The 19,322-nt window shown below is 65.7% G+C and carries 18 protein-coding genes; 5 read left to right on the top strand and 13 right to left on the bottom strand.

Going from position 1 to position 19,322, the window contains the following annotated elements; translation table 11 throughout:
* Positions 1-52: 52 nt before the first annotated feature.
* Positions 53-1,225 carry a cystathionine gamma-synthase gene (locus tag IWX78_RS00640; RefSeq protein WP_334684471.1) on the bottom strand — a complete coding sequence of 391 codons (1,173 nt, stop codon included), beginning with the start codon at positions 1,223-1,225 and terminating at the stop codon, positions 53-55.
* Positions 1,226-1,416: 191 nt separating this feature from the next.
* Positions 1,417-2,784 carry a cystathionine beta-synthase gene (locus IWX78_RS00645; RefSeq protein WP_196831473.1) on the bottom strand — a complete coding sequence of 456 codons (1,368 nt, stop codon included), beginning with the start codon at positions 2,782-2,784 and terminating at the stop codon, positions 1,417-1,419.
* A gap of 257 nt (positions 2,785-3,041) precedes the next feature.
* Here IWX78_RS00645 and IWX78_RS00650 point away from each other — a divergent pair, with 257 nt between their 5' ends.
* The 4 genes from IWX78_RS00650 to IWX78_RS00665 all read left to right on the top strand — a co-directional run bounded on the left by IWX78_RS00650 (position 3,042) and on the right by IWX78_RS00665 (position 6,360).
* Positions 3,042-3,737: a DUF3105 domain-containing protein gene (locus IWX78_RS00650; protein WP_196831474.1), complete on the top strand. Its 696-nt coding sequence runs from the start codon at positions 3,042-3,044 to the stop codon at positions 3,735-3,737.
* Position 3,738: 1 nt separating this feature from the next.
* Positions 3,739-4,449: a DUF305 domain-containing protein gene (locus tag IWX78_RS00655; RefSeq protein WP_196831475.1), complete on the top strand. Its 711-nt coding sequence runs from the start codon at positions 3,739-3,741 to the stop codon at positions 4,447-4,449.
* 271 nt (positions 4,450-4,720) lie between these two features.
* Entirely contained in the window at positions 4,721-5,695 is a 975-nt protein-coding gene (locus IWX78_RS00660) for an endonuclease domain-containing protein (protein WP_196831476.1), read from the top strand.
* A 188-nt stretch (positions 5,696-5,883) separates the two neighbouring features.
* A complete protein-coding gene (locus IWX78_RS00665; protein ID WP_196831477.1) occupies positions 5,884-6,360 on the top strand; it encodes a hypothetical protein in 477 nt (158 codons plus the stop codon).
* A gap of 27 nt (positions 6,361-6,387) precedes the next feature.
* Here the strand turns inward: IWX78_RS00665 and IWX78_RS00670 are convergent, their stop codons facing one another.
* The 4 genes from IWX78_RS00670 to IWX78_RS00685 form a co-directional block, all read right to left on the bottom strand.
* Positions 6,388-8,277 (bottom strand): ABC transporter ATP-binding protein, encoded by a 1,890-nt coding sequence (locus IWX78_RS00670; RefSeq protein ID WP_196831478.1) that lies wholly within the window; start codon positions 8,275-8,277, stop codon positions 6,388-6,390.
* 74 nt (positions 8,278-8,351) lie between these two features.
* The gene (locus tag IWX78_RS00675; protein ID WP_196832065.1) at positions 8,352-9,329 is read right to left on the bottom strand and encodes a carbohydrate ABC transporter permease; all 978 of its coding nucleotides are present in this window, start codon (positions 9,327-9,329) and stop codon (positions 8,352-8,354) included.
* Positions 9,330-9,340: 11 nt separating this feature from the next.
* Positions 9,341-10,312, bottom strand: coding sequence for a carbohydrate ABC transporter permease (locus tag IWX78_RS00680; RefSeq protein ID WP_196831479.1), 972 nt, complete (start codon positions 10,310-10,312; stop codon positions 9,341-9,343).
* A gap of 84 nt (positions 10,313-10,396) precedes the next feature.
* Positions 10,397-11,746, bottom strand: a complete 1,350-nt coding sequence (locus IWX78_RS00685; protein WP_196831480.1) for an ABC transporter substrate-binding protein — start codon at positions 11,744-11,746, stop codon at positions 10,397-10,399.
* Positions 11,747-12,076: 330 nt separating this feature from the next.
* On the opposite strand from IWX78_RS00685, the gene IWX78_RS00690 reads away from it, so the two are divergent.
* Positions 12,077-13,102: a LacI family DNA-binding transcriptional regulator gene (locus IWX78_RS00690; RefSeq protein ID WP_196831481.1), complete on the top strand. Its 1,026-nt coding sequence runs from the start codon at positions 12,077-12,079 to the stop codon at positions 13,100-13,102.
* Between the two features lie 108 nt (positions 13,103-13,210).
* Here IWX78_RS00690 and IWX78_RS00695 read toward each other — a convergent pair whose 3' ends face one another.
* From IWX78_RS00695 to IWX78_RS00725, 7 genes are all read right to left on the bottom strand, one after another.
* Positions 13,211-14,443: an MFS transporter gene (locus tag IWX78_RS00695; RefSeq protein ID WP_196831482.1), complete on the bottom strand. Its 1,233-nt coding sequence runs from the start codon at positions 14,441-14,443 to the stop codon at positions 13,211-13,213.
* Positions 14,440-14,934, bottom strand: coding sequence for a MarR family winged helix-turn-helix transcriptional regulator (locus IWX78_RS00700; protein ID WP_196831483.1), 495 nt, complete (start codon positions 14,932-14,934; stop codon positions 14,440-14,442). Before IWX78_RS00700 ends, IWX78_RS00695 begins: the two co-directional genes overlap by 4 nt.
* Before the next feature lie 151 nt (positions 14,935-15,085).
* The gene (gene rplL, locus IWX78_RS00705; protein ID WP_196831484.1) at positions 15,086-15,469 is read right to left on the bottom strand and encodes a 50S ribosomal protein L7/L12; all 384 of its coding nucleotides are present in this window, start codon (positions 15,467-15,469) and stop codon (positions 15,086-15,088) included.
* A gap of 53 nt (positions 15,470-15,522) precedes the next feature.
* Complete coding sequence (gene rplJ, locus IWX78_RS00710; protein ID WP_196831485.1) at positions 15,523-16,038, bottom strand: 50S ribosomal protein L10; 516 nt, start codon at positions 16,036-16,038, stop codon at positions 15,523-15,525.
* 257 nt (positions 16,039-16,295) lie between these two features.
* Positions 16,296-16,958: an HAD family hydrolase gene (locus IWX78_RS00715; protein WP_196831486.1), complete on the bottom strand. Its 663-nt coding sequence runs from the start codon at positions 16,956-16,958 to the stop codon at positions 16,296-16,298.
* Positions 16,959-17,070: 112 nt separating this feature from the next.
* A complete protein-coding gene (locus IWX78_RS00720; protein WP_196831487.1) occupies positions 17,071-18,531 on the bottom strand; it encodes a sensor histidine kinase in 1,461 nt (486 codons plus the stop codon).
* A 5-nt stretch (positions 18,532-18,536) separates the two neighbouring features.
* Positions 18,537-19,292, bottom strand: coding sequence for a response regulator transcription factor (locus IWX78_RS00725; protein WP_196831488.1), 756 nt, complete (start codon positions 19,290-19,292; stop codon positions 18,537-18,539).
* Between the last annotated feature and the right edge of the window lie 30 nt (positions 19,293-19,322).

Genomic DNA, 19,322 nt, shown 5'->3' on the forward strand with positions numbered 1-19,322 from the left:
CGATGCGGGAACGGCCCGCCTTCTGTACGATGGGCCGTTCGCACACTCGAGGTCAGCGCTTCTTGACCGCTGACCCGATCGCCCGGTCGACGTCGGCGAGTAGGTCGTCGATGCTTTCCAGGCCGACGGAAAGCCGGATCACGTTGGCGGGGACGGCGAGTTCGGTGCCGGCCACAGACGCGTGCGTCATCTCCGCCGGATAGTTCACGAGCGACTCGATGCCTCCGAGCGACTCGGCGAGCTGGAACACGCGCGTCGACTCGGCGAACCGCCGCGCCACCCGCTCCCCTCCCGTGAACGCGAGCGACAGCATCCCGCCGAAACGTGACATCTGCGTGGCGGCGAGGGCGTGCCCGGGGTGCGACTCCAGCCCGGGGTAGTAGACGGTGTCGACGCCCGCATGCTCGGCGAAGTATTCAGCGATGGCCTGTGCGTTCTCGCTGTGTCGCTGCATCCGCACGTCCAGTGTCTTCACCCCTCTGCTGGTGAGGAAGGCGTCCATCGGCGCAGAGACCGCTCCTGCGGCGAACTGCATGAACCGGACCTTGTCGTGGATCTCGTCGTCGTTGAGCACGAGGGCACCTCCGATCACATCGGAGTGTCCGCCGAGGTACTTCGTGGTCGAGTGCACGACGACGTCGGCGCCGAGGCTCAACGGCTGCTGGAGCGCCGGTGAGGCGAACGTGTTGTCGACGACGACGATGAGCCCGGCGGAGTGACCCACCTCGGCGAGTTCGGCGATGTCGGTGATCTTCATCAGCGGGTTCGACGGCGTCTCGACCCAGAGAACGCGGGTCTCTGGCGTGATCGCCGACTGCACCGAGCGCAGGTTCGACATGTCGACCACGCTGTGGGTGACTCCCCATGCGCCGAAGATCTTGTTGATCAGACGATAGGTTCCGCCGTATGCGTCGTTGCCGATGACGACATGGTCGCCCGGCTTCAGGATGCCGCGGAGCAGCGCGTCCTCAGCAGCAAGCCCTGATGCGAACGAGAGTCCGTGGCTGCCGCCCTCGAGAGCGGCGAGTTGGGTCTCGAGGCCGTCCCGAGTGGGGTTGCCGCCCCGGCCGTACTCGTAGCCGTTGCGGAGACCGCCGACGTGCGTCTGCACGAAGGTGGACGACTGATAGATCGGCGGGATCACCGCTCCGGTCGTCGGGTCGAAGTCCTGGCCGGCGTGGATGGCGCGCGTCGCGAACCCGGAGTTCTTCATCTTCTTGCCCATGGTGTCTCTCTCACGTCTCGTGTGGTGCTCGTCTTGTACTGCAAATTCAGGAGATGTTCTGCAAATTCAGGAGTTTCTCGCGACACGCCGTGCCTGCGGGTCGCGCAGCCGGCGTGTCCGGGCAGTTCTCCTGAGTTTGGGGTCTCCTGAATGTGGGGCAATCTCCTGAATGAGGAGGGGTGGGGGTGGCGTCAGGAGCTGAGAAAGGCCAGCAGCTCCTGACGGGTGAGGACGGCGACCGGGTTCCCGTCCCGCAGCACGAGGAGAGTGTCGGATGCCGTCAGCGCGGTGCGCGCCGTGGCCAGCGTGTCTCCGGATCCGATGATCGGCAGGCGGGGCGAGGTGACGGTCGCGATGGCATCCGTCGGTGTCGCGCTCCCGGTGACCAGGGCGTCGAGGAGCGAACTGCCCGACACGGTTCCGACGACCTCGCCGAGCACGACAGGCGGCTCGGCGCTGAAAACCGGGAGTTGCGAGACGCCCAGTTCTGCCATCAGCCGAACGGCGTCCTGCACCGTGTGGTCAGGGCGCACGTGGGGGAGCGTCGGACGCTCATCGCCCTGCGCCCGGATGACGTCGCCGACCGTGGTCTCATCGGTTGGTTCGTCGAGGAAGCCGTGTGAGCGCATCCAGGTGTCGTTGAACACCTTGGCGAGGTACCCACGGCCGCCGTCGGGCAGGAGGACGACGACGACGTCGTCCGGCCCGAGGTCGCGCGCAGCCCGCAGGGCGGCGACGACGGCCATGCCGCTGGATCCTCCGACGAGGAGACCCTCTTCGAGCGCGAGCCTGCGCGTCATGGCGAAGGATTCGGCATCAGACACCGCGATCACCTCGTCGACAACACCCGGGTCGTATGCCCCTGGCCACATATCTTCGCCGACGCCCTCGACGAGGTACGGTCGTCCGGTTCCTCCGGAGTAGACCGAGCCCTCTGGGTCAGCGCCGATCACGCGGACACCGCCATTGGATGCCTCGCGCAGGTAGCGTCCGGTTCCGGTGATCGTTCCGCCGGTACCGACGCCAGTCACGAAGTGCGTGATACGGCCGTCGGTGTCGTTCCAGATCTCGGGGCCGGTGGTCTCGAAGTGGCTGAGCGGACCGTTCTGGTTGAAGTACTGGTTGGGCTTGAACGCGCCGGGAATCTCAGCGGCAAGCCGGTCGGAGACGCTGTAGTAGGACTCCGGGTCTTCGGGGGCGACGGAGGTCGGGGTGACGACGACCTCGGCACCGTACGCGGTGAGGACCTGACGCTTCTCCTCACCGACCTTGTCAGGCACGACGAAGACGCAGCGGTAGCCGCGCTGCTGGGCGACCATGGCCAGTCCGACTCCGGTGTTGCCGCTCGTCGGTTCGACGATGGTCCCTCCCGGTTTCAACTCACCGGATGCCTCGGCGGCGTCGAGGATTCGCGTCGCGATGCGGTCCTTCACGCTCCCGCCGGGGTTGAGGTACTCGACCTTGGCCAGCACCGTGGCGCTGACGCCGTCGGTCACTCGGTTGAGCTTCACGAGCGGGGTGTTCCCCACGAGGTCGACGATGGTCTGTGCGTACTTCACGTTCGTCCGTTCGGTGGTGTGCGTCTGCCTGGCGCCGTCTGGTGAACGGCCGCCTGACCGACGGCTCGTGGCCGTCCCTTCGAGCCTAGCCGCTGACATCCGTCTGTTACAGGCGACAATGGGCCGGGACGGCTCACCGGGAGCTCCCAGCCAACCGTCCGCGATGGCCATAAACTGGGGCGAGACTCCGGCATAGGCGTGCGCAGAGAACCCGCGCGTCGTCAGCAAGCGAGCACCCCCAGAAACGAGAGGCCCCCGTGACCCCCCGAAACGATTCCCCCACCGGCAAGAGCGGCAACCCCGCGAGGCAGTTGACCATCAAGGAGCAGCGCGCCGAGCAGCGCGCGGCGAAGGTGGAGTCGTACAAGAGGGAGCAGGCGAAGAAGGCCCGCAACAAGAAGATCGGCATCATCTCGGCCATCGTCGGCGGTGTGGCCGTGATCGCCCTCGTCGTCACCGCTGTTGTGCTCACGGTCCCGAGGAACGCCAGCTACTCGGCCGGCGGCTCCGGCGCCGAGGTCGATGGTGTCGAAACCTTCGAGAACACCAACAACCACGTCGAGGGGACCGTGCAGTACGCACAGACCCCGCCGGCCGGTGGCGACCACGCCCAGGCCTGGCTGAACTGTGGCGTCTACACCGAGCCGCAAGCCAACGAAAACGCCGTCCACTCACTCGAGCATGGCGCGATCTGGGTCACATACGACCCGTCGATCTCGGCAGAAGAACTCGATCTTCTCAAGACGAAGCTGCCGTCCACGTACGTGATCCTCTCGCCGTTCGACGGGCTGCCGTCCCCGATCGTCCTCTCCGCCTGGGACGCCCAGCTGCAGGTCGATGAGGCCTCAGACGAGCGCATCGGTGAGTTCTTCGAGGAGTTCTGGCAGAGCGAAGACGTTCCGGAACCCGGCGCTCTCTGCACCGGCGCGATCGACGGACCGGGCAAGGCGTAGGGTGACGGCCGATTTCGAGACGGATGCCGCGGCATCCGACCGGCAATCGGCCGACGGCGGGCGACGCCGCTCACCGGTCGCACTGATCCTCCTCGCGCTCATCGCGATCGTGGTCGTCGGGGCTGTCGCGTTCTCGGTCGGCCGTCTGTCGACGCTGCAGAACGTGACGCCAACGACCCAGAGTGCCGAGGCGGGGTTCTCGCGCGACATGCAGACGCACCACAACCAGGGCGTCGAGCTGTCGTTCATCATCCGTGACCTCACCGACGATGACGAGGTGCGGCTGCTCGCGTACGACATCGCGACGACACAGGGCGCGCAATCGGGCATGATGCGTGGCTGGCTCGCGGCGTGGGGGCTCCCGCAGGCTCCGTCGGAACCGACGATGACGTGGATGACCCGGCCGACGCTCGAGGGCGAAGGCCATGACCACGGCAGCGGCGACAGCGCGCACGAGCCGGGCCAGCCGATGCCTGGCCTCGCGACGGACGAGCAGATCACCGAGTTGAAATCACTGACCGGGGTCGCTGCCGAGCGGATGTTCCTCACCCTGATGATCGCTCATCATCAGGGGGCGATCGAGATGGCTGAGGCCGTGCTCGACCGCAGCACGAACTCCACGGTGCGCACGTTCGCGACCGGGGTCGTGAAAGCGCAGCAGTCCGAGATCGACCTGATGGAGTCGATGCTCGCGGAGCGCCCGGCGGCGTAGCCAGCGGACGCCCGGCGTCCGTTCATCCGTCCGTTGTGTCGGGTTTGTCACTGCAAAGACGACAATCGTGACGGATGAGACGGCTTGCCAACCGAGAGACGCGCTTTTTCCGTCGCATCCGTCGACTTCGCTACGCACAAGTCGACACAAGCGACGGCTGAATCTCACGGGCCGCGCGCGGCCGAGCCTGTCCCGCGCTGTCCACAGGCCAAATATTGTGCACAGTTTTCGAGGCAAGGCCCGTCCGGCCAATGACCGGTGCGACCGTGGAATGATGCGCACCCCTCGCCCGCTCCCCACCGAACTTGCAGAATCGTTCACCGTCGCCGAGGCGCGTCGGCTCGGCGTCGGCAGATCGCGGCTGGACGGCCCCGATCTCGAGCGACCGTTTCGCGGCGTGCTCGCACGGATTCCGGCGGCTTCATCGTCGAGTCCGGACCTGGCAGAGCACGCTCGCGCCGAAATCGTTCGTCTCGCCCGTGCATATTCCACGCGGATGCCACCGACTGAGTTCTTCAGCCACACCACGGCAGCCGTTCTCTGGGGTGTTCCCGTTCCACTCCCGCTCGACCGGCTCCTCGACGTGTCGGTGCATCGGCACCGGCGCGCACCGCGGGCACGCGGCGTCCGAGGGCGCGAGCTGGACCCTCGCCTGGTCCATGTCACGGTCGGCGACGGCCTCCGGCTGACGACTCCAGCATCCACCTGGGCGGGGCTGGGATCGGTGCTGCGCCACCCATACGATCTCGTCGCAGCTGGGGACGCGATGGTCTGCCTGCGCACGTCAAAGGGAGGGAACGGTTTCAGCGCTCCACCCCTCGCAACCCTCGACCAGCTTCGCGCGGCGATCGACGCCGGACGCCGCCCCGGGGTCGGGTCTCTCCGCGACGCGTTTGGTCGCATCCGCACCGACTCGTGGTCTCGACCCGAGACCTGGGTCAGGCTCATCCTCATCGACGCTGGATTGCCCGAGCCGTCACTCAACGTCGACGCCTACGACGACGACGGGCGATTCCTCGGATGCGTCGACCTCGCCTACCCGGACCTCAAGATCGCCATCGAATACGAAGGCGCCCACCACTGGCAGACCGCCGAGCAGTTCCATCGCGACATCGATCGGCTCGATCGCCTGGTGGAGAACGGATGGCGCATCGTGCGTCTGACGAAGAGCCACGTCTTCATCACGCCGTCCGAGGTCGTGCGTCGCGTGTTGGTGGCGCGCGGGCAGCGGCTTGCCGGGCGCTGAACCATCGGAGCGTACGAACCAAGCGCCCCGCTCATCCGTCGCCCACGCCGACTCTGACGCGCCATTCCCGGCACAAACGACGGACGAACCCGCCACCGTTCCCGAAGCATCCGCCCATCCCATCCAGACCCGCCGGTGCTCGCACCGCTCCGACACGCTGCGCTAGCCTCGGCTTACGGCGACCGCGGATGCTCCGGGACCGGGGAAGGCACCGTGGGATCGACAGAGGCCTTCAATTCTCGTACGGCAATCTTCTCCCTGGAGACACCCACATCTACCCCCTCGCGAAGGAGCTCACCCGCGGAGACCCAAGCTTTCTCGACACGGTGCTCATCACAGGTTTCGACGAGCAGGCGCTCGTGCGCGGCTGCCATCTCTCTGTGCTGGCCCTCGCCGTGCTGACCTGGACCAGCCCAGACATGCGGCCGGGCCTCGTCGTCAGCGACTCAGTCAAGACCGGAGGCGCACACGGCGAAGTGACGCGCGCCGACGGAAAATTCATCAGCTACACGGTCACCCACTACGACCTCCTCGACGAGGTCGCCGCCCGCTTCGGGATCACCCTCGACGACGTCTTCCATCTCAATCCCGCACGCACACCGAGCCCGCAGAAGCCGACACTCGACGTCGGTGAAGACCTCAACCTCAGCAAGGACCTCCATTAGCACGCCAACGCTGCAGATGCCGCCAGCTCAGTCGACGAGCGGGCGCCCCACCACCTGCTCCTCATACATGCGCGCGAAGTTTCCACCACGCGCGAGCAGCTCGGCGTGCGTTCCCTGCTCGGCGATCCGGCCGCCCTCGATCACGAAGATGACATCCGCAGACACCACCGTCGACAAACGGTGCGCAATCGCGATCGTCGTCCGGCCAGCGGATGCCGCCTCCAACGCCCTCTGGACGACCCGCTCCGAGATCGTGTCGAGGGCACTCGTCGCCTCGTCGAGCACGAGCACGGCCGGGTCCTTCAGCATCACCCGAGCGATCGCGATGCGCTGCTTCTCACCACCGGAAAGCCGATAGCCGCGCTCCCCGACCACCGTGTCGTATCCACCGTCGAACGACATGATCGTGTCGTGGATGTTCGCGGCGCGCGCCGCGATCTCGAGTTCCTCATCTGTGGCATCCGGTTTGGCATACCTGAGGTTCTCGGCGATGGTCGCGTGGAAGAGGTACGTCTCCTGGCTCACGATGCCGATGTTCGACACCAGCGACTCGTGCTCGAGCTCACGCACATCGCGCCCGGCGAACAGCACGCGGCCGCCGGTCGCATCGTAGAACCGGGGCACGAGGTACGAGACCGTCGTCTTCCCCGCCCCGCTCGGGCCGACGAACGCGGCGAACTGCCCGGGTTCGATCGAGAACGAGACCCGGTCGAGCGTCGGCCGCGACTCCGGCGTCGCATCCGGGTAGCGGAACGAGACCTCGTCGAAGGTGACGCTGCCGACGCGCCCGCGGGCATCCGTCACCGGAACGGCATCCGGCCGGTCGGCGATCGACGGCGTGAGGTCGAGGTACTCGAAGATGCGGGCGAAGAGAGCACCGGATGTCTGCAGGTCCAGTCCGACACGCATGAGCGCCATGAGCGGAAACAGCAGGCGTGACTGCACCGTGGTGAATGCAACAATCGCCCCTGCGGTGATGTCGGGAGCCCCGCCGGCCATGAGCCAGCCCGCGACGAGGTACACGATCGCGGGGATCGATGACAGGAAGATGTTCACCATCGCGAAGAACCACTGGCCGCTCATCGTCTGCTGCACCTGCAGCCCGACCTGCTCGTCGTTGGACCTCTCGTACCGCTGGATCTCGGCCGGCTGCTGGTTGAAGCTCTTTGACAGCAGCACACCGGAAACGCTGAGGGTCTCCTGCGTGATCGCCGTCATGTCCGACAGTGACTCCTGGGTTTTGGTGGCGATCCGCGCACGGACCTGGCCGACGCGGCGCTGGGCGATCACGAGAATCGGCATCAGCACGAGGGCGACGATGGTGAGCTGCCAGTTGATGAGGAGCATCGCGACGAACGCGGCAAGCACCGTCACCGTGTTGCCGAGCACGCTCGCGATGGTGTTGCTCAGCGCTCCGGCGACACCGCCGACGTCGTTCTGCAGTCGGGACTGGATCACTCCCGTCTTGGTGCGTGTGAAGAAGCTCAGTTCCATCGACTGCAGCCGCCGGAACAGCGACACCCGCAGCTCCCCCATCACGGTGTTCCCGACCGTCGCTGTCAGCCAGGTCTGCCACACTCCGAGCCCGGTGGCCAGAACGTAGATGGCGATCATGATGGCGACGATCCTCAGGAGCGCACCGAGGTTCGGCCCGCCTTCCGCAGGGAACAGGCCCTCATCGAATGCCCGCTCGACGAGCAAGGGTGGAACCACACTGAGCGCAGCGCCGATCAGAACGAGGGTGACGGTGAGCGCGATCTTCGCCCGGTGCGGGCGGAAGAGAGCGACGATGCGCGGGAACAGATTCGGGATGCGAGGGGCCTCCGCGTTGACAGCGCGCTGTGCTTCCTCGTCGCCACCACCACGCATCCCGCGAGCACCCCCGCCGCCACCGCGGCCGCCCCCATGCATACTCATGGGTTCACCCTAACCCCGGCATCACAGAGGCGGATGCCGGGGTGAGGGTGAGCGATAATGCCAGCGCGAACGCCCTACCCCTTCGTCGCTCCGGCCAGGAGACCGCGGACGAAGTACCGCTGCAGGCTGAAGAACACGATGAGCGGAACGATGAGCGAGACGAAGGCGGCGGCGGTGAGTCGTTGCCAGTCCTGCCCGCGCGTACCGGTGAGTTCGGCCAGCCTCTGGGTCAGAGGTGCGACGTCCTGGGTGCCGCCGGAGAAGATCAACGCCACGAGCAGGTCGTTCCACACCCAGAGGAACTGGAAGATCGCCACCGACGCGATCGCCGGCAGGGCCAGGGGAAGAACGATCCGGAAGAAGATCTGCCCGGGGCTCGCACCGTCGACGCGAGCCGCCTCGATCACTTCGCCCGGGATCTCCGAGATGAAGTTGTGCAGCAGGAAGATGATGAGCGGCAGGCCGAACATCGTGTGGGCGATCCACACCGGCAGGTAGTTCTGCTCGGGGATCATCGGGATGACGTCATGCAAGGTGTTCTGCAGCGGACGGAGGAACGTCGTGAACATCTGCAGCACGGGCAGCAGAGCCATCTGCAGCGGGACGATCTGCAGCGCGAAGATCAGGATGAACAGCCAGTTCGAGCCCTTGAACTTCATCCAGGCGAACGCGTACGCGGCCATCGCCCCGAGGATCAGCGGAAAGATCGTTCCCGGGATGGCGATCGCCAGTGAGTTCACGAAGTACGAGCCGAGCTGGGGTGATGACTGCGAGCTCGACAGCAGGACTTCCTGGTAGTTGTCGAGGGTGAAGCCCGGGTTCTGGAAGATCGTCCACCACCCGGTCGACTGGATCAGCTCGGCCGGACGGAACGACGAGATGAAGAGGCCGAATGTCGGGATCGTCCAGATCACGGCGATGATAAGCGCCGCGAATGTCGCCCAGCGCGACGTCAGTCGCCGCTTGACCCGCTTCGACTTGGTGCCGACCTCAGCGTCTGCACCGTTCGACAGCTTGTCACCGGTCGCAGCGTCTGCTGTCGTGGGAACCATCGGTGTCGTGCTCATCGGATTTCCCTCTGCTTCTTCATGAGCCGGATGTTGTACACAACGATCGGCAGAACGAGTATGAACAGAACAAGCGCGAGCGCCGAGCCCCGCCCGGGTTCAGCGGCACGGAACGCCTGGGTGTACATCTCGTTGGCGATGACGCTCGTGTCGAAGTTGCCCGCGGTCATCGTGCGAACGATGTCGAAGACCTTGAGGGTCGCGATCGAGATCGTGGTGACGACCACGACGAGCGAACCACGGATGCCGGGGAGGGTCACGTTGGTGAACCGTTGCCAGGAGTTGGTGCCGTCGATCTCTGCTGCCTCGAGCTGCTCCATCGGAACGGCTTTGATCGCCGCGGAGAGGACGACCATGGCGAATCCGGTCTGGATCCAGATCATGACGACGATGAGGAGGAAGGTGTTGATCGGCGAGGTCTGAAGCCACTGCACCGGTTCGCCGCCGAACCAGACGACGATCTGGTTGAGCAGACCGATCTGCTCACTACCCGCCTGGCGGTAGTCGTAGACGAACTTCCAGATGATGCCTGCCCCGACCATGGAGATCGCCATCGGCATGAACACCAGGACTTTGTAGATCTTCTCGCCCTTGGACTTGTCGATGAAGACGGCGTAGGCGAGACCGACAGCGGTCGAGATCGTCGGAACGAGAAGTACCCAGATGACCGTGTTGATCAGTGTGTTCACGATCGCCGGCTGGGTGAACATCCAGACGAAGTTGTCGAGACCGTTGAAGTCGCCCTGGTTGTTGGTGAACGCGAGAAGGCTGGTGCGAACGGCGGGGTAGATGAGGCCGAGGAAGACGAGGATGAACGCCGGAGCGAGAAAGACGAGGAGCTGGATCCAGTCCTTGCCGCGTTTCGGTGCCTTGTCGAGGAAAAAGAAGAGAAGGCCGACGATGGCAGCGAATATCGCGAGGCCACCCACCACCTGGATTAGTTTGCCGATGAGGTCAGCGGTCGTCATTGAACTACGCCTTTCGGAAAAGATGCGGGGAGATCAAGGGCGGGACCGCCGGATGGCGGGCCCGCCCTTGAGGGGTGCTGTCAGCTAGCTTTGCGGCCAGCTCGATTCGATGGCATCCACCGTCTGCTGGGTGCTGTCACCCGAGACCCAGGAGACGATCCCCTTGAAGAAGGAGTCCGACCCCACTGCGGCGGGCATGAGGTCCGAGCCGTCGAAGCGGAAGATCGTGTCTTCGCCCTGCAGGATCTCGATGCTCGTCTTCAGCAGGTCGCTCGACGCGTTCTCGGGATCGAGGCCCTTGTTGGCGCTGATCACACCGCCGAGGCTGACCCGGTTGTTCGCCCAGGTGTCGCTCGAGAGGTACGCGCGAACGGCATCGATCTCTTCACCCTCGCTGAACGCGACGGGGAATTCGCCACCACCGGTGACGGCGGTTTCTCCGCCGGCTTCGACGGACGGCATCAGGAAGGCGAACACGTCACCGTCTGGAGCCACCTCGGTGCCCTCCGGCCAGAATCCTTCGTAGAAGGATGCCTGGTGGTGCAGCGAGCAGGTTCCGTCGAGGATCGGCAGGCCGCCGTCACCGAACTCGGTGGAGATGACGCTTGACACGTCACCGAGCCCGCCGTTGACCATCTCGGGGTTCTTGATGTACTCGCCCGCGGCGTCGAAGGCTTCGACGATCTGCGGGTCGTTGAACGGGATCTCGTGGGTGACCCACTGGTCGTAGACCTCGGGGCCCGCCTGACGCAGGACGAAGTCCTCGATCCAGTCGGTGCCCGGCCAGCCGGTTGCGTCACCGGAACCGAGTCCGGCGCACCACGGTGCACCGTCCTTGTCCGCCGCGATCTGCTCGCTCAGTTCGGTCAGCTCATCGAGTGTCTCGGGGACCTCGTAGCCGTTCTCCTCGAACTCTGCCGGGGAGTACCAGACGTAGCCCTTGATGCTCGCCATCAGCGGAGCCGAGTAGAAGACGCCGTCGTATGTGCCGTACTGCTTCCAGTCCTCACCCCAGAACTCGTCGGTGTTGGCCTCGACAGCCTCAGGCGCTGGCTTCAGCCAGCCGCCCTCTGCGAGCCGGGCCAGAAGTCCCGGCTGCGGCACGATGCCGATGTCCGGCGCGTTTCCGGCCTCCGCCAGAACGGCGATCTGTGCCTCGAACTCCTTCGAGCCCTGGTACGAGACCTCGATGCCGGTGCAGGTCTGGAAGTCGGCCCAGGACTCGATGAGGCGGTCGGCCTCAGCGTCCTGGATCGTGCCGGCGATGTTGACCTCGGGGTTGTCGTCGAAGGTGCCGTAGGCCTCGTAGTCGGCGCAGTCCGTGTCTTCTCTGTTTCCGGCTGCGACATCACCGGTACAGCCGGTGAGTGCGAGACCGACGATTCCTGCGGCCGCGAGCGGCAGCAGGATGCGACGCTTGGTCGTAAAGCTCATCTCTGTTCTCCTCATTGAGTGTGATTTCCTCTGGGGTGAGGTTGGGAGCCGTCACCCGTGCTGGTGCATTCCGGCCGCCTGTAGGGAACCGGTTCCATGCAAAAGTTACGGCACCCCATCGAGTTACACAAGCACGGCGCGATAACGAATTGTCCTCGTGATCGCGCTCTCTCGGCCTCGTGCCTGCTGTGACACCACCTGCCGGAGCCTGTCAGACAGGCCGAAATGTGTAATCGGTTCCATACCGGCACTCTTTTCTGTACTCTGATCCGGACAGCGCAGTTCCGGCAGACCGGCCGGGCTTCGCCCCCCAGCGTCGGGAGGCAATCCATGGGCAGTGCCATCGCCGATGTCGCCGCGCGTGCCGGCGTATCGAAAGCGACGGCCTCACGCGCCCTGTCCGGCAAAGGCTACGTCGCCGAGAAGACCCGGATGCGTGTGCAGCAGGCCGCGAAGGAGATCGGCTACGTCGCGTCACCGAACGCTGCGAGCCTCGTGACCGGTCAGACCCAGAACATCGGCGTGGTCATCCCGTTCATCAATCGCTGGTTCTTCGGCGAGATCCTCGAAGGCATCGAGGAAGCCCTGCTCAACCGCGGCTATGACACGACGCTGTACAACCTGCATCCCGGTTCATCGGATCGGGACCGGGTGTTCGACTTCTTCCTCGCACGCAAGCGGTTCGACGGCGTGATCGCGATCGGGGTGGAACCGACGCCAGAAGAGGCCGGCCGTCTGCTGCGTCTCGGCATCCCGATGGTCAGCGTCGGCGCGCCCGTCGCCGGCATCCGTTCACTGACCATCGACGACGCGGGTGTCGCGCGCCTTGCCACCGAGCACCTGATCGGACTCGGCCATCGGCGGATCGCGCACATCGGTGGCGAGATCGGCGGGCCGGACGAGAACACCGTGCACAACAAGAGGTTGGACGGGTATCTGCAGGCGATGACGCGTGCCGGCCTCGAAGCCGAGATCCGCACGGCCAGAACGGCGATGAGCGTGCCCGGCGGTTACGACGCCGGAATTCATGCCATGAGCGACGCCATGTCCCGACCGAGCGCCGTGTTCGCCGCCTGCGATGAGATCGCCATCGGAGTGATCATCGCCGCTCGTCGGATCGGCATCCGGGTGCCAGGTGACCTCTCCGTCATCGGTATCGACGGGCACGAGTATGCCGAGATGTTCTCGCTCACGACGATCGAACAGCAGCCACGGGCGCAGGGCCTGGCGGCCGTGACCGACCTGCTCGCCGCGATCGCGGGCGAGCCGTCGACGGTCGAGGTCGTCGAGATGCCCGCCCGCCTGGTCGTCCGTGCGAGCACCGCTCACGCGGACCTCGGTGCCGACGCCGTCTGACGCTCCAGCCCTCGCGACCGGCCCAGGATGGCAGCCGGATGCCGTCGCGAACGACCCTTACCGACCGGTCGAGCGCCGGAGCAACCGGTCCGGCCCGGTCGGCATCCGTCAGCGATCCCCTACTGTGACAGCCTCAGCCTCCTCGAGTGGCGAACCCACCGTGCCGTTGACACGGCTGAGGGCAGAGCGGCCGAGAAGGAGGATCAGGAGAGCGATGAGCGCCGAGGCGGCCGCGGCGTAATACGCAGCCTGCGGTGCGATGAGGGTGGCCAGCTCTGTGGCGGCGATCGGTGCGATGGCACCGCCAAGGAACCGGACACCGGAGTAGGCGGATGAGGCCACTGACCGGGGAAGGTCGGTCGCTTCCATCACGCACTCCGTCAGCACGGTGTTCATCACCCCGAGCACGAGACCTCCGACGATGACGACGCAGACCAGTCCCGCCGTCGAGTCGATGAGGAGTGCGGCGGCGATGTGGACCGCAGCGAGCGCCACGAAACCGATCGTGAGAACGCGGGTGCGCGGCATCCGTTCGGTGAGAAGCGGTGCGACGAAGACGCTCGTCACTGCGAGCCCGATTCCCCAGCCGAAGAAAGTGAGGCCGAGCCCGATCGCACTCAGGCCGAGAGGGAACGGCGAGTAGGCGAGCAGCACGAAGAACGCGATGTTGTAGAACAGCGCCGCAGCGGCCAGCACTCCCAGTGCGGGGACGCGGAGCGCAGCGAACGGCGCCGAGAGCGCGACGGGCGTCGGTGCGGTTTGCCCGTCGCGCATGAGAACGAGGATCGCGATGAAGCCGGCAGCCATGAGTGCTGCCGTGCCGAAGAACGGCCCGCGCCAGCTGAGCGAGCCGAGGAGCCCGCCGAGCAGAGGACCGATGGCGATTCCGACCCCGAGCGCCGCCTCGTACAGGATGATCGCCGACGCGGTACCACCCGATGCAGCGCCGACGATCGTCGCGAGGGCCGTCGAGATGAACAGGGCATTGCCGAGCCCCCACCCGGCTCGGAAGCCGACGACGGTCTCGACGTCGGGACTCAGCCCGGCCGCCGCCGCGAAGAGAACGATGAGCACGAGCCCGATCAGGAGGGTGCGCTTGGCCCCGATCCGGCTCGACAGCCAGCTGGTGAAGAACATCGCGATCCCGGTCACGACGAGATAGCTGGTGAAGAGCATCTCGGCCTCGGTCGGCGTCGCATCGAGGTCGGCAGCAATCGCCGGGAGGATCGGGTCGACCAATCCGATGCCCATGAACGCGATCACGCTCGCGAACGCGACCGCCCAGACCGCGGTGGGCTGCCGGAGAATCTGACGGAACCCGACGTTCTCATGCCCGCTCACTTGCGAGCCTCCCCGTCGGATCGGCCGGCGCCGCGCCCGGCCCGGTCGGTCAGGATCCCGACCGCACGGCGCAGAACCTCGATGTCGTCGCCGGGAAGGTCGTCGAAATAGGGCAGCAGCGCGGTCGACAGATCGTCCCTCCACTCGCCGAGAGCGCGTTCGCCCTTCGGGGTCGAGGCGATCAGGGAGGCTCGGGCGTCGTCACTGTCGACGATGCGTTTCACCCAGTCGAGGTCATCGAGCCCCCGGATGATCTTGGTCATCGTCGGCTGAGTCACGCGACTCTGCCTGGCCAGCTCGCCGAGTCGCATCGGGCCCATCGCCTGCAGGACCGCGATGGTCCGCCAGGCAGCAGGCGACTCGGTGCGTTCCGTCGCCTGGGCTGCGAGCCGGGTCAGGCGGTGGGCGGCGGTGACCAGGTCACCGAGCAGGGTGTGAAGCGTGACGGATGCCGCGGCATCCGTCTGCGCGTCTGCAGTCGAATTCGTCATCCTCCGATTATACATAGCCAAGCTATGTTTTATCCGCGCGCCGAAACGACGAAAAGACGCCACCCCGAATTCGGGATGGCGCCTTTTACTGTGGTGTCGTCGAAAACGACAGCGCAGTCACGCTGCAATCAGAAGCCCCGAAGGGCCCGGATTACTTGAGGGTGACGGTTGCGCCGGCCTCTTCGAGCGTTGCCTTTGCCTTCTCGGCGGTCTCCTTGTTGGCGCCTTCGATGACGGCACCCGGTGCGCCATCGACGACGGCCTTGGCCTCGCCGAGGCCCAGCGAGGTGAGCTCGCGGACGGCCTTGATGACCTGGATCTTCTTGTCGCCGACCGACTCGAGGATGACGTCGAAGGAGTCCTTCTCTTCGACCTCTTCAACAGCGGCGCCGGCGGCAGCCGGACCTGCAACAGCAACGGGTGCTGCTGCGGTGACCTCGAAGGTCTCCTCGAATGCCTTCACGAACTCGCTGAGTTCGATGAGCGTGAGTCCCTTGAACTGCTCGAGCAGTTCTTCAGTTGACAGCTTTGCCATGATTTTCTCCCTTAGATTTCTTTGGTCTACTCACCGCTTGCCCAGGTCTGAACCTAGGAAGCGGACTCCTGCTTCTCACGCAGCGCGTCGACCGTGCGAACGGCCTTCGACAGCGGTGCGTTGAACAGATATGCGGCTCCGAACAGCGAGGCCTTGAAGGCGCCGGCAAGCTTGCCGAGCAGAACTTCGCGGGACTCGAGGTCGGCGAGCTTGCCTACCTCTGCGGCGGTCAGAGGGTTACCGTCAAAGTAACCGCCCTTGATCACCAGGAGAGGGTTTGCCTTGGCAAAGTCGCGCAGGCTCTTCGCAACGGTGACTGGGTCACCGTGCACGAAGGCGATGGCTGACGGACCAACGAGCTCGTCGTCAAACGACGAAATGCCCGCGTTGTTCGCAGCGATCTTGGTCAGCGTGTTCTTCACCACGGCGTAGGTTGCGTCCGCACTGATGTTGGTACGCAGCGTCTTGAGCTGAGCAACAGTGAGGCCGCGGTACTCGGTCAGCAGAACGGCGGTCGAGCTCTGGAATTTCTCCGTGAGTTCGGCAACCGAGGCTTCCTTGTTCGCCATAGCCACTCCTTGATTAGTCTTCCTCGTACCGCGGAGGCGGCACGAGCCAAAAAGCAGTCGGCCCAGACATGAAAAAAGCTCCGGCGCAAGCGCACGGAGCAGTTCGAGAGAAATCTTCGAAAATGATTCGTTCACCTGCGCGGGTCGTCTCAGTCGAGAACCTTCGATCGGATGCTCGCTTGCGCGCGCACGCCGAAAACCTGCGGTCTTTGGTTTTGTCTCACCCTACGGCATGCGTCCGGGTTCGACAAATCAGCTCAGGCCAGTGCGCTGAGGTGCAGTTCGCGGAGCAGGCCCGCCGGGTCGTCGTAGACCGCGATCGCGCCGGCCGAGATGAGTTCTGCCGATGAGAACCCACCGGAGAGCAGACCGATCGTGCTGACCCCGGCACGGGATGCTGCGATGCAATCCCAAACGGAATCACCGACGAAGATGGCCTGTTCTGCTGAGACTCCGGCTTTCTTCAGCGCCACCTCGACGATCGCGGGCTCCGGCTTCGCCGTCTCGACGTCGCCGGAGTTGGTGACGGCGTCGACCGCGTCATCGACGTCGAGCGTCGCGGTGAGGAGCTGGAGTTCGTCTTCGGGAGCGGATGTCGCGAGGACCACACGCGTGCCACGGTCGTGCAGGGCCTGGAGAAGGTCCCTGGCACCGTCGAGCGGGCGCAGTCGGTACGCGAGGTCCTTGTAGAAGCGGGAATGCAGCGCCTTCGCCTGCTCGCCCAGTTCTTCGGCGCGGTCGCCCAGCAACGCTGCCAGCAGTTTGCCCGAGTCCTGGCCGATGGCGCGGTGCACCCGCCAGGCAGGAACATGGATGCCGAGTTCGTCGAAAGCGTGGGTCCAGGCCTCGACATGGAGATAGTTGGAGTCGACAAGGGTGCCGTCGACGTCGAACAGAACCGCGATGGGTGCCTCACTCATGGAATCAACCTCCCGTAGGCCGCAACTCTAGACCCGCACGCTGTCGACGCTCGAGACGGCGGGGGTGGCTTGACAATCCACGAGCACAGGGCTGCTTCGGTCGCCAGGGCGACTAATCCGGCGAAGGAGAAGCCAGGGGCAGTGTGACGCGGAACTCGGTGTGTCCGCGTTCCGACTCCACGGCCACCGTACCTTTGTGTGCGTCGACCACCCCGGCGACGATCGCGAGACCGAGTCCTGTACCGCCCGACGCTCGCTGCCTGGACGCATCGCCGCGGACGAACCGTTCGAAGACGGTGCCGACCACGTCCGGGGCGATCCCCGGCCCCGTGTCTGCGACCGTGATCACGGCCCCGGAATCGGATGTCGTGAGTCGGGTGACGATGCGGGTCCCCGGCGGAGTGTGCACCCGGGCGTTGCCGAGCAGGTTGGCGACGACCTGGAAGAGTCGCTGGGCGTCACCGATCACCTCCACCGGTTCGTCAGGAAGCTCGAGCACCCAGTCCTGGTCGGGTGAGGCCGCGCGGGCGTCGCTGACGCCGTGGCTGAGCAGGGCCGGCAGGTCGACCGGCGCCTTCGCCAGTTCACGCCCCTCGTCGAGGCGTGCGAGCAGCAGCAGGTCCTCGACGATGGTCGTCATCCGCACCGTCTCGGACTCGATCCGCCCGAGCGCGTAGGCGGCATCATCGGGAAGCTCCTCCCCTGACCGACGGGTCAGTTCGGCGTAGCCCCGGATCGAGGCGAGCGGTGTGCGCAGTTCGTGACTGGCATCCGAGACGAAGGTGCGCACCTTGTTCTCGGACGCCTGACGGGCCTCGAGCGCACGTGACACGTGGCCGAGCATCCGGTTGATCGACGCACCGACCCGCCCGACCTCGGTGTGGGGATCAGCGTCGTTCTCGGCCACCCGGACGGCGAGTGCGACGTTCCCGCGGTCGAGCGGCAGGTCGGAGACCTCGGATGCCGTCTGGGCGACCCGGTCGAGCGGGCGCAGCGCGAGCCGGACGATGAGGTAGGCGGCGACACCGGCGAGAGCGAGGGCACCGAGCGAGATGCCCGCGATCCCGGCGATGAGCTGGGCGACGGTGAACTCGAGGTCCGCGAGCGGGAGCCCGACGACAAGCGCGCCGTTCTCGGTCTGAACGGCGACGGCCCGGTAGCGGCCGAGGTCGCCCGGCAGGTCGAGTGACACCGGTTCTGCGCCGATCTCCAGTGGGAGCAGGGCCCGCACCTGGTCGGTGGTCAGCGGCAGCAGGCTGCCTGCGGCATCCGTGTAGCCGGCGTAACGGACGATTCCGCCGTCGATGATGGCACCGAGCGTGCCTGCAGACTGACCGGGCGCACCGATGAAGTCGGGGACTGGCGGTCGATCATCGGGAGAGAACTGGCCGTCGCGCGAAAAATCCGCTGCCCCGGACGACCGCGAGGTCGCTGCGGTCAGCTGGCTGTCGACCCGGTCGAGCAGCACGGCCTGCACGCTGAGCACGCTGGCCGTGCCGATCACGACGGCGGCGAGCGCGAGCAGGGCGACGACCGCGACGATCAGGCGCCTGCGCAACGTCCACCGCGACATCCGCCTCACTCGAGGACTCCGGCGGGCTTGAGCAGGTAGCCGGCCCCGCGCACGGTGTGGATCATCGGTGGTCTTCCCGCGTCGATCTTCTTGCGCAGGTAGGAGATGTAGATCTCGACCACGCTCGACTTGCCCTCGAAGTCATAGCTCCACACCCGGTCGAGGATCTGCGCTTTGCTCAACACGCGTCGGGGGTTCCGCATCAAGAACCGGAGCAGTTCGTATTCGGTTGCTGTCAGCTCGATCGGCGTGTGCGCCCTCGTCACCTCGTGGCTGTCCTCGTCGAGGCTGAGATCTCCGATCGTGAGCACCGGCCCGTCGGATGCCGCGGTGAGCGTCGAGCGTCGAATCAGCCCACGCAGTCGGGCGACGACCTCCTCGAGACTGAACGGCTTGGTGACGTAGTCATCTCCGCCGGCCGTGAGTCCGGCGATGCGCTCGTCGAGAGCATCCTTCGCAGTGAGGAACAGCACAGGAACGTCGTCTCCCTCTGCGCGCAGCCGCTGCAGCACCGTCAACCCGTCGAGGTCGGGGAGCATGATGTCGAGCACGACGGCATCCGGCCGGAACTCACGAGCGATGGTCAGGGCTCCCCTGCCGGTGTCTGCCGTTCGGATCTCCCACCCTTCATAACGCAGCGCCATCTTCAGCAGATCGGTGAGGCTGTGTTCGTCGTCGACCACGAGCACGCGGATCGGGTTGCCATCGGCCCGGCGGAGAGGGGCTGATGGCTGGGCTGCTGACGAAAGAAAGGTGCTCACATTCCCAGTATGTGGGTGTTCCTATGAGCA

The sequence above is a fragment of the Mycetocola sp. CAN_C7 genome (assembly GCF_015752285.1).
Classification (GTDB): Bacteria; Actinomycetota; Actinomycetes; order Actinomycetales; family Microbacteriaceae; genus Mycetocola_A.

Bases quoted from the DNA above. Each gene is read 5' to 3' on its own strand.
- IWX78_RS00640 (WP_334684471.1), bottom strand. From the start codon at position 1,225: ATGGGCAAGAAGATGAAGAACTCCGGGTTCGCGACGCGCGCCATCCAC.
- IWX78_RS00660 (WP_196831476.1), top strand. From the start codon at position 4,721: ATGATGCGCACCCCTCGCCCGCTCCCCACCGAACTTGCAGAATCGTTC.
- IWX78_RS00665 (WP_196831477.1), top strand. From the start codon at position 5,884: ATGCTCCGGGACCGGGGAAGGCACCGTGGGATCGACAGAGGCCTTCAA.
- IWX78_RS00670 (WP_196831478.1), bottom strand. From the start codon at position 8,277: ATGAGTATGCATGGGGGCGGCCGCGGTGGCGGCGGGGGTGCTCGCGGG.
- IWX78_RS00675 (WP_196832065.1), bottom strand. From the start codon at position 9,329: ATGGTTCCCACGACAGCAGACGCTGCGACCGGTGACAAGCTGTCGAAC.
- IWX78_RS00680 (WP_196831479.1), bottom strand. From the start codon at position 10,312: ATGACGACCGCTGACCTCATCGGCAAACTAATCCAGGTGGTGGGTGGC.
- IWX78_RS00685 (WP_196831480.1), bottom strand. From the start codon at position 11,746: ATGAGCTTTACGACCAAGCGTCGCATCCTGCTGCCGCTCGCGGCCGCA.
- IWX78_RS00690 (WP_196831481.1), top strand. From the start codon at position 12,077: ATGGGCAGTGCCATCGCCGATGTCGCCGCGCGTGCCGGCGTATCGAAA.
- IWX78_RS00700 (WP_196831483.1), bottom strand. From the start codon at position 14,934: ATGACGAATTCGACTGCAGACGCGCAGACGGATGCCGCGGCATCCGTC.
- rplL (WP_196831484.1), bottom strand. From the start codon at position 15,469: ATGGCAAAGCTGTCAACTGAAGAACTGCTCGAGCAGTTCAAGGGACTC.
- rplJ (WP_196831485.1), bottom strand. From the start codon at position 16,038: ATGGCGAACAAGGAAGCCTCGGTTGCCGAACTCACGGAGAAATTCCAG.
- IWX78_RS00715 (WP_196831486.1), bottom strand. From the start codon at position 16,958: ATGAGTGAGGCACCCATCGCGGTTCTGTTCGACGTCGACGGCACCCTT.
- IWX78_RS00720 (WP_196831487.1), bottom strand. From the start codon at position 18,531: ATGTCGCGGTGGACGTTGCGCAGGCGCCTGATCGTCGCGGTCGTCGCC.